This is a genomic window from Cellulomonas massiliensis JC225 (genome assembly GCF_000312005.1).
In the GTDB taxonomy this organism is placed as follows: Bacteria; Actinomycetota; Actinomycetes; order Actinomycetales; family Cellulomonadaceae; genus Cellulomonas; species Cellulomonas massiliensis.
On the sequence record NZ_HE978588.1, the window covers coordinates 3,387,525 to 3,395,152 of the forward strand.

Consider the following 7,628-nt stretch of genomic DNA (forward strand, 5'->3'; position numbering starts at 1 on the left):
CAGCGCCGAGGCGGTGCCCGCGCAGGGCGCCGGCGCCGCCGGACCTCGGGTGCCCGACCGCACGGTCGTGGAGCCCGGGATCGGCCGGATCCCGGTCGTCGACGTGTCGCCGGTGGCCGAGGCCGGCCGGTTCCCCGCCAAGGCGGTGGTCGGCGAGGCCTTCGTCGTGCGCGCGACCGTGTTCCGCGAGGGGCACGACGCGGTCGCGGCCACCGCCGTCCTCACCGACCCCGACGGCGTCGACCACAGCCACGCCCTCATGCGCGACATCGCGCCCGGGCTCGACCGCTACGAGGCGCGGCTCGTCCCGGACCGCGAGGGCGACTGGACGTTCCGCGTGGAGGGCTGGTCGGACCCGTACGCGACGTGGGTCCACGACGCGACGATCAAGATCGGTGCCGGCATCGACGTCGAGCTCATGCTGACGGAGGGGTCGCGGCTGCTGGAGCGCGCCGCGACCCGGACCGGCGCCGAGGCGATGCCCGAGGAGGACGCGCAGACCGTCGCCTACGCCGCCCGCGCGCTCGTCGACCCGTTCCTGCCGCCCGAGGGCCGGCTCGCGGTCGGCATCTCCCCGCCCCTGCGCGAGGCGCTCGCGCGCACCCCGCTGCGCGAGCTGGTGAGCGCGTCGCCGTCGTACCCGCTGCGGGTGGGCCGCGTGCGCGAGCTCTACGGCGCCTGGTACGAGATCTTCCCGCGCTCGCACGGCGCGACGTGGGACGACCGCGCGCAGGAGTGGCGCTCGGGCACGCTGCGCACCGCGGCCGAGGAGCTGCCCCGGATCGCGGAGATGGGGTTCGACGTCGTCTACCTGACCCCCATCCACCCCATCGGGACCACGAACCGCAAGGGCCGCAACAACTCGCTGCAGACCGAGCCCGGTGACCCGGGGTCGCCGTACGCGATCGGCTCGCAGGACGGCGGGCACGACGCGATCGAGCCCAGCCTGGGCACCTTCGACGACTTCGACGCCTTCGTCGAGCGGGCGCGCGGGCTCGGGCTCGAGGTCGCCCTCGACGTCGCCCTGCAGTGCTCGCCGGACCACCCGTGGGTCCGCGAGCACCCGGAGTGGTTCACGACGCGCGCCGACGGGTCGATCGCCTACGCCGAGAACCCGCCGAAGAAGTACCAGGACATCTACCCGCTCAACTTCGACAACGACCCCGCCGGGATCTACGCCGAGGTCCGCCGGGTGCTGCAGGTCTGGATCGACCACGGCGTCACGCTGTTCCGTGTCGACAACCCGCACACCAAGCCCCTCGACTTCTGGCAGTGGCTGCTCGCGGACGTCCACGCGGCCCACCCGGAGATCGTCTTCCTCTCGGAGGCGTTCACCCGCCCCGCGATGATGCAGGCGCTCGCGAAGATCGGCTTCCACCAGTCGTACACGTACTTCACGTGGCGGAACACGAAGGCGGAGCTCGCCGAGTACCTCACCGAGGTCTCCGGCGAGCAGGGGGCGTGGATGCGCCCGAGCTTCTGGCCGACGACCCACGACATCCTGCCGCCCTACCTGCAGGCCACCGGCTCGCCCGGGTTCGCGGTGCGGGCCGTGCTCGCGGCGCTCGGCTCGCCGACGTGGGGCATCTACTCCGGGTACGAGCTGGTCGAGAACGTGCCCCGGCCCGGCGTCGAGGAGCAGATCGACAACGAGAAGTACGAGTTCAAGCCGCGCGACTGGTCCGCCGCGGGCCAGCACGGCATCGCGCTGCTGCTCGGACGCCTCAACGAGATCCGCCGCGAGCACCCCGCGCTGCAGCAGCTGCGCACCCTGCGGGTGCTGCCCACCAGCGACGACGCCACGATCGCGTGGGTCAAGCACCTCGACGCGGAGCACTCCCCGACGGGGCGGGCCGACACCGTCGTCGTCATCGTCAACCTCGACCCCTGGAACGCTCGGGAGGGCGTCGTGAACCTCGGCCTCGCCGACCTGGGCCTGCCCGCGCAGGTGCGCGCGCACGACGTGCTGCGCGACGAGTGGTACTCGTGGGGCTCGGAGGCGTTCGTCCGCCTCGACCCGGCCGAGCGTCCCGCCCACGTCGTCGTGCTGGAGGCCTCGTGACGACGCCGTCCCTGCCCCGGGTGCGCGAGCCTGCGCCGACCACCTCGCAGATCCGCCTCCCGGCCGGGCGGCAGCCCGCCGTCGACCCGGCGCCGGTCGACGGCCTCTCCGACGACCCGGAGTGGTACCGCACGGCGGTCTTCTACGAGGTCATGCTGCGGTGCTTCTCGGACTCGACGGGCGCCGGCTCGGGTGACCTGCGCGGGCTGATCCAGCGGCTGGACTACCTGCAGTGGCTCGGCATCGACTGTCTGTGGCTGCCGCCGTTCTACCCGAGCCCGCTGCGCGACGGCGGCTACGACGTCGCCGACTACACCGCGATCGCCGGCCAGTACGGCACGATCGCCGACTTCCACGAGCTCATCGAGCAGGCGCACGCGCGGGGCATGCGGGTCGTCATCGACCTCGTCATGAACCACACCAGCGACCAGCACCCGTGGTTCCAGGCGTCGCGCTCCAACCCGGAGGGGCCGTACGGCGACTTCTACGTCTGGAGCGACGACAACACGCGCTACCAGGACGCGCGCATCATCTTCGTCGACACCGAGACCTCGAACTGGACCTTCGACCCGGTGCGGCGCCAGTACTTCTGGCACCGCTTCTTCTCCCACCAGCCGGACCTCAACTTCGAGAACCCCCGCGTGGTCGAGGCGATGCTCGACGTCGCGCGGTTCTGGCTGCGGGTGGGCGTCGACGGGTTCCGGCTCGACGCCGTGCCGTACCTCTTCGAGGCCGAGGGCACGAACTGCGAGAACCTCCCCGAGACCCACGCGTTCCTGCGGACCGTCCGGGCGATGATCGACGAGGAGTTCCCCGGGCGGATCATGCTCGCCGAGGCCAACCAGTGGCCCGAGGACGTCGTGCACTACTTCGGCACCGAGGAGGAGCCGGAGTGCCACATGTGCTTCCACTTCCCCGTGATGCCGCGCATCTACTTCTCGCTGCGCGACCAGCGGGCGGCGCCGATCGTCGACATCCTCGCCGACACGCCGCCGATCCCGGACAACGGCGCCCAGTGGAGCACCTTCCTGCGCAACCACGACGAGCTCACGCTCGAGATGGTCTCGACCGAGGAGCGCGCGGCCATGTACGGCTGGTACGCGCCCGACTCGCGCATGCGCGCCAACGTCGGCATCCGGCGCCGCCTGGCCCCGCTGCTCGACAACTCGCGCAAGGAGATCGAGCTCGCGCACGCGCTGCTGCTCGCGCTGCCGGGCAGCCCCTGCCTGTACTACGGCGACGAGATCGGCATGGGCGACAACATCTGGCTGCCGGACCGCGACGCCGTCCGCACGCCGATGCAGTGGACGCCCGACCGCAACGCCGGCTTCTCGGTCGCGGACCCGGGCAAGCTCTACCTGCCCCTGGTGCAGTCGCTCGTGTACCACTACGGGCACACCAACGTGGAGGCGCAGCTCGCCCAGCCCACGTCGCTGCTGCACTGGGTGCGCGGGATGCTCTCGGTGCGCCGGCGCCACCCCGCGCTCGGCAAGGGCTCGTTCACGACGCTCGCGTGCGACAACGAGTCGGTGCTCGCGTTCCTGCGCAGCACGGCCGACGAGACCCTGCTCGTCGTGGCGAACCTCGCCTCGACCGCTCGGGCCGCGACGGTCACGCTGCCCGAGCACGCCGGCCGCACGCTCGTCGACGTGTTCGGCGGCGCGACCTTCGGCACGGTCGGCGCCGACGGGACCGCCTCGTTCACCCTGGGCTCCCGCGAGTTCTTCTGGCTCTCCGTCACCGAGGCGGCGGACGGGTGAGCCGGCGCACCGTGCAGGCCGTCCCGCCCGAGCCCGTCGACCGGCGGGCGCTGGACGTCCTGCGCCCGTGGCTCCCGGGCCGTCGGTGGTACCCCGCGAAGGGCACCGAGGCGGACCTGTCCGTGCACGCCGTCGTGCCGTTCTCCGACGACGTCCGGGTGCTGCTGGTCCGCGTCGTCGCGGGCGACCTCGACACGCTGCTGCAGGTGCCCGTGGTGCTGGACCGCCGCCTCGGCCCGACGGTCGTGGGCACCCTCCCCGAGCCGGGCGCGTCCGGCGACGAGCCGCACGTGCTCGACGGCGCGCACGTGCACGACGGCGCGGGGCACCCCGCGTTCCTGCGCGCGTGGCTGGCCCACGCCGACGGCCCCGGCACCCACGGGCTCGACCCGGACTCCCCCCGCGTCATCGCCGGCGAGCAGTCCAACACCTCGGTGATCCTCGCGGGGCCGGCCGGCGGCGGCATCCTCAAGGTGCTCCGCGCGGTGCAGCCCGGCGAGAACCCGGACGTCGACGTCCCCCGCCACCTCGTCGACGTCGGCTGGTCGCACGTGCCGGCGCCGCTCGCGTGGCTCGTCGGGTCGTGGACCACGCCGAGCGGCGGCGTCGCCCACGGCTACCTGGGCGCCATGAGCGCGTTCGTGCCGGCCGCGGAGGACGGGTTCGAGCTCGCGTGCGCGTACGCCGCCCGCGCGGAGCCCTTCGACGACCTCGCGCGCGACCTCGGGCGCGTGGTCGCCACCATGCACACGGCGCTCGCCGCCGCGTACGGGCTCGACCCGGCACCGGAGGGCGCCCGGGAGGGCTCCGACGCGCTGGCGGCGCGCTTCGCGTGGGCGTCGGCCGCCGTGCCGGCGCTCGCCGAGCTGCGCCCGTCCGTCGACCAGGTCATCGCGGAGGTCCGCGCGCTCGACTCGACCGGTCCCCGGCAACGCGTGCACGGCGACCTGCACCTCGGCCAGGTGCTGCGCTCCCAGGACCGCTGGTTCGTCACCGACTTCGAGGGCGAGCCGCTCGCCCCGCTCGCCGACCGCACGCGTCCGGACTTCGCGGTGCGGGACGTCGCCGGCGTGCTCCGCTCGCTCGAGTACGCCGCCGCCGTCGGCGGCCTCACCGGCCCCACGGCCCACGCGTGGGTCTCGTCTGCCCGGCTGGCGACGCTCGAGGGCTACGCGAGCGAGTCCCCCGGTGACGAGGCCGCGCGGCACCGCACGCAGGTGCTGCTGCGCGCCCTCGAGCTCGACAAGACCCTCTACGAGGCCGTCTACGAGTCGCGCAACCGCCCGGACTGGCTGCCCATCCCGATGGCGGGGTTGGAGCGCCTGCTCGGCTGAGGCCGCGCCCGACCACCTGCGAGAACGCCGTCGCGGTGGTTGGGTAGGGGCATGAGCAGCCCCGCCCCGGTCCCGGTCGATCTCGGCGCCCTCGGAGCCGTCGCGCACGGCACCTACTACGACCCCCACGCCGTCCTGGGCGCTCATCCGGGCGACGGCGGCGTGACGGTGCGCGTCCTACGCCCGATGGCCGACTCGGTCGTCGTCGTGACGGGCGACGCCCGTACCCCGATGACCCACGAGCACGAGGGCGTGTGGGTCGCGGTGCTCCCCGGCGTCGAGGTGCCGGACTACCGCGTCGAGGTGACCTACGGCGACTCGACGACGACGTTCGACGACCCGTACCGGTTCCTGCCCACCGTCCAGGAGCTCGACCGGCACCTCATCCGCGAGGGCCGGCACGAGCAGCTGTGGACCGTCCTCGGTGCCAACGTCCGCCGGTTCCCGAGCCCGCTCGGCGACGTCGAGGGCACCTCGTTCGCCGTCTGGGCACCCAACGCGCGCGCCGTGCGCGTCGTGGGCGACTTCAACTTCTGGCAGGGCTCGACGCACGCGATGCGCTCGCTCGGCGACAGCGGCGTCTGGGAGCTGTTCGTCCCCGGCGTCGCCCCCGGCGCGCGGTACAAGTTCGAGCTGCTGGGGCCCGACGGCGGCTGGCGGCAGAAGGCCGACCCGCTCGCCCGGGGCACCGAGGTGCCGCCCGCCACCGCGTCCGTCGTCGTGGAGTCCGGCTACACGTGGGGCGACGACGCGTGGATGAGCGCCCGGGCGGCGCGGGACCCGCACAACGGCCCCCTGTCCGTCTACGAGGTGCACCTCGGCTCCTGGCGTCCCGGGCTCTCGTACCGCGAGCTCGCGCACCAGCTCACCGACTACGTCACCGACCTCGGCTTCACGCACGTCGAGCTGCTGCCCGTCGCCGAGCACCCGTTCGCCCCGTCGTGGGGCTACCAGGTGACCGGGTACTACGCCCCGACGTCGCGGTTCGGCCACCCCGACGACCTGCGGTACCTCATCGACACCCTGCACCGCGCGGGGATCGGCGTCATCGTCGACTGGGTGCCGGGCCACTTCCCCAAGGACGAGTGGGCGCTGGCGCAGTTCGACGGCACCGCGCTGTACGAGCACCCGGACCCGCTGCTCGGCGAGCAGCCCGACTGGGGCACCTACATCTTCAACTTCGGCCGCAACGAGGTGCGGAACTTCCTGGTCGCCAACGCGACGTACTGGCTCGAGGAGTTCCACGTGGACGGGCTGCGCGTCGACGCGGTCGCGTCGATGCTCTACCTCGACTACTCGCGCCAGGCCGGCCAGTGGCGGCCCAACCGGCACGGCGGGCGGGAGAACCTCGACGCGATCGCGTTCCTCCAGGAGGCGAACGCGACGGCCTACCGCCGCAACCCCGGGACGATGATCATCGCCGAGGAGTCGACGGCGTGGCCGGGCGTCACCGCCCCGACGAGCCACGGCGGACTCGGCTTCGGCCTGAAGTGGAACATGGGGTGGATGAACGACACGCTCCGCTACATGCAGGAGCAGCCGATCCACCGGCAGTACCACCACGGCGAGATCACGTTCTCCATGGTGTACGCGTACTCGGAGCAGTACATCCTGCCGATCAGCCACGACGAGGTCGTCCACGGGAAGGGGTCGCTCTACGGCCGCATGCCCGGCGACCACTGGCAGAAGCTCGCGCAGGTGCGCGCGCTCCTGGCCTACCAGTGGACCCACCCCGGCAAGCAGCTGCTGTTCATGGGTCAGGAGTTCGCCCAGCAGAACGAGTGGTCGCAGGACGCGGGCCTCGAGTGGTGGGCGCTCGACGACGCCGCCCACGCCGGGGTGCTCCGGGCGCTGCGCGACCTCAACACCGTCTACCGCGAGAACCCCGCGCTCTGGCAGCTGGACCACTCGCACGACGGCTTCGAGTGGATCGACTCCGACGACGCCGGCCGCAACACGCTCGCGTACCTGCGCAAGGGATCAGGCGTCCCCGACGTCGCGGTGGTCGTGAACTTCTCGGGCGTCCCGCACGAGGGGTACCGGCTCGCGCTGCCGTCCGGTGGCGAGTGGACCGAGGTCTACAACTCCGACTCCGTCGAGTACGGCGGCTCCGGGGTCGGCAACTTCGGTGCCATCCACGCGGACGCCCAGCCGCACTACAGCCGGCCGTACTCGGCGGCCGTCCGCATCCCGCCGCTCGGCGCCGCGATCTTCCGCGCCCCCCAGCACTGAGGAACGTGCCCGGGAACGGGCGCAGGCGAATCCGAGGTCGAGCTCCGGGTCGGCGGCGACCCACGGTTGCGGCTGCCTGACGGCGGGCGCTGGGACGGCGTCGTGCGTCGCCGCCAGCCGCTGCCGGAGCCGAGGCGCGCACGTCGCGCGGCAGCGCCTGGGCCGGCCGTGGGTCCGCGGCACCTGGCGGCGCGACCTCCGCACCGGTCGGCACCTGAGGTGCCACCCCCACAGCACCAA

4 protein-coding genes are annotated in these 7,628 nt (G+C 73.1%); all 4 read left to right on the forward strand.

Annotated elements, in window-relative coordinates; all coding sequences use genetic code 11:
- The first annotated feature begins 67 nt into the window (after positions 1-67).
- Genes HGCM_RS16090 through glgB form a run of 4 tightly spaced genes read left to right on the forward strand, consistent with a single transcriptional unit; the run spans position 68 to position 7,388 of the window.
- The gene (locus HGCM_RS16090; protein WP_040399921.1) at positions 68-2,062 is read left to right on the forward strand and encodes an alpha-1,4-glucan--maltose-1-phosphate maltosyltransferase; all 1,995 of its coding nucleotides are present in this window, start codon (positions 68-70) and stop codon (positions 2,060-2,062) included.
- Complete coding sequence (treS, locus tag HGCM_RS16095; protein ID WP_019137845.1) at positions 2,059-3,822, forward strand: maltose alpha-D-glucosyltransferase; 1,764 nt, start codon at positions 2,059-2,061, stop codon at positions 3,820-3,822. Before HGCM_RS16090 ends, treS begins: the two co-directional genes overlap by 4 nt.
- Positions 3,819-5,156, forward strand: coding sequence for a maltokinase N-terminal cap-like domain-containing protein (locus tag HGCM_RS16100; protein ID WP_019137846.1), 1,338 nt, complete (start codon positions 3,819-3,821; stop codon positions 5,154-5,156). Before treS ends, HGCM_RS16100 begins: the two co-directional genes overlap by 4 nt.
- A gap of 51 nt (positions 5,157-5,207) precedes the next feature.
- A complete protein-coding gene (gene glgB, locus HGCM_RS16105; RefSeq protein WP_019137847.1) occupies positions 5,208-7,388 on the forward strand; it encodes a 1,4-alpha-glucan branching protein GlgB in 2,181 nt (726 codons plus the stop codon).
- Positions 7,389-7,628: the final 240 nt, after the last annotated feature.

Coding starts and splice junctions, on each gene's coding strand:
- glgB (WP_019137847.1), top strand. CDS start 5,208: ATGAGCAGCCCCGCCCCGGTCCCGGTCGATCTCGGCGCCCTCGGAGCC.